2 protein-coding genes are annotated in these 1,927 nt (G+C 63.3%); both read right to left on the reverse strand.

Annotation, left to right across the window (positions count from 1 at the left end; translation table 11 throughout):
• Nucleotides 1–924: substrate-binding domain-containing protein (locus tag EN906_RS32430; RefSeq protein ID WP_127375693.1), on the reverse strand; the 924-nt coding region annotated here is incomplete at its 3' end.
• Nucleotides 921–1,927: ABC transporter permease (locus tag EN906_RS32435; RefSeq protein WP_164777539.1), on the reverse strand; the 1,007-nt coding region annotated here is incomplete at its 5' end. The genes EN906_RS32430 and EN906_RS32435, both read right to left, overlap by 4 nt.

Consider the following 1,927-nt stretch of genomic DNA (forward strand, 5'->3'; position numbering starts at 1 on the left):
GATCTTCTCGGTCGGCAGAGTGATGGTCTTTTCGACCTTCTCGCCGTTGAGGAACTTGATCGCCTGGCGCAGGCCTTCGGCACCGGGAGTGACATAGGTGAAGGTTGCCGTCAGCTCGCCCTTGTTGACCATCTGCACGCCTTCGTTGGGCAGGCCGTCGATACCAATGAACTTGATGTCCTTCTCGCGGCCGACATCCTTGGCGGCGAGATAGGCGCCGTAGGCCATCGGATCGTTGTGTCCGTAAACGAGATCGATCTTCTCGTTGCTCTTCAGCGCGTTGGCCATCAGATTGTAGGCCTGATCCTGCTTCCAGTCGCCCGATTGCTGGTCGAGCAGATATTTGATGCCCGGCTCCTTGTCGGTGAATTCGTGGAAGCCGTCGTGGCGGTCATGCGCCGGCTGGGTGCCCATGCCGCCCCAGATCTCGACGACGTTGCCTGCAGCCTTGCCCTTGCCGCCAAGCAGTTCGACGGCATATTCGCCGGCCGCGCGGCCGATCAGCGCGTTGTCGCCACCGACGAACTGCGTGTAGTCCTTGGTCTCGACATTGCGGTCGAGCACGAAGACCGGGATCTTGGCATCGATCGCCTGCTGCACGACGCCGGTCAGGCCGGCCGATTCCTTCGGTGACACCAACAGCGCATCGACTTCCTGGCGGATCAGGTTCTCGACATCGGCGACCTGCTTTTCGGTCTTGTCCTCGCCGTCGGTGATGATCAGTTCGACCTCGGGATGCTTGGCGGCTTCGGCCAGAATGTCCTTGTTGAACTGCGCGCGCCAGGGCTCGATGGTCGTCACCTGCGAGAAGCCGATCTTCCACTTCTTGTCCTGGGCGAAGGCATTGCCGGTGGTCAGAAGCGCGGTGGTGGTCAGCAGTGCCGCGGTCACTGCAGCAAGCTTCAGCATGTCACGTCGTTTCATTTTTTGTTTCCTCCGAGATTGAGAGACGGTGTCTCTTGCGACGGCCGCTTTGCCGCGGCCGTTTCCTTGTGCGCCGATTGCCCGCCGGGCAGGCGCAGATAGGCCAGGAGATCACCGGCATTGCGCTCCTGCACGAGCACGGTGCCGATGATGATCATCCCCTTCAGCACCAGCTGAAGGTTCGAATTGATGTTGTGGAGCTGCAGGATGTTGGAGAGCAGACCGAAGATCAGCACGCCGCAGAACGTGCCGGTGAGGCTGCCGCGCCCGCCCATCAGGCTGGTGCCGCCGATGACCACGGCGGCGATGGCGTCGAGCTCCAGCCCGGCGCCGGCATCCGGCTTGCCTTGCCGGTACTGTGCGACATAGAGCACGGCGGCGATGCCGGCGAGCAGCCCCGAGACGGCATAGGTTGCGATCTTGACGCGGCCGGCGGCGATGCCGGAGAGGCGCGCCGCCTCCTCGTTGCCGCCGATGGCATAGACATAGCGGCCGAACGGCGTGAAGCGCAGCACCGCGCCATAGATCAGGATGGCGCTGAGGAAGAACAGGCCCGGCATCGGGATGATGCCGAACACCAGCGAGCGCAGGATCTCGAAATCGGCGGTCGCGTTGGAGCCGGTATAGACCGGCAGCACCGCATTGTTCTGGCCGGCGGTCAGCCGTGCGATGCCGAGCGCCGTCACCATCATCGCCAGGGTGACGATGAAGGGCTGCAGGCGCCCGGCAACGATGATGAAGCCGTTGAGCGCGCCGAACAGCAAACCAACGCACGGCGCCACCAGCAGCACGCCGAGCACACCGAATTTCGGCTCGATCTGCGGCAGCAGAAACCACAGCGACAGGCAGCACAGGACCACGCCGACGACGGCGGGCGTGACCAGGCCGCGAATCCCGTCCAGCTTGATCTCACGGAGGAGGTCGGCGCCGGCACGGGATTTTGCCAGGTTCTGGAAAATGAAACGGGTGACGACGAAACCGAGGCAAAGCGCCACCAGGGCGA

The organism is Mesorhizobium sp. M7A.F.Ca.CA.004.06.1.1 (assembly GCF_003999135.1).
Taxonomy (GTDB): domain Bacteria; phylum Pseudomonadota; class Alphaproteobacteria; order Rhizobiales; family Rhizobiaceae; genus Mesorhizobium.